At 45.0% G+C, this 251-nt stretch carries 1 pseudogene; it reads right to left on the bottom strand.

The features are described from left to right. A pseudogene (locus OGV94_RS00125) lies at positions 1-251 on the bottom strand (T6SS immunity protein Tli3 family protein); the annotation flags it as partial.

The raw sequence follows: 251 nt of genomic DNA on the forward strand, positions 1-251 counted from the left end.
AGATAATACGTGTCATCAAAGTATTGATAATCTATACCCGGTCCACCCGGCGCCAGACGCGGGTCGTCAAAAGGGTATGAACTCAGATATAAATGCCCCTTCGCCGTGGTAATAAATGTCTGATTATTAACCACCACCACTCTTTTTATTTCTTTTCCTTCAGGTCTGTCGACCATATTCCCATCAGAATTTTTCTCTTGCCCCTGAGATGGGGACATATACGTTGCGACCTGCCACGTTTGTCCATAGTC

The sequence above is a fragment of the Citrobacter sp. Ce006 genome (assembly GCF_030336535.1).
Taxonomy (GTDB): Bacteria; Pseudomonadota; Gammaproteobacteria; order Enterobacterales; family Enterobacteriaceae; genus Citrobacter; species Citrobacter europaeus.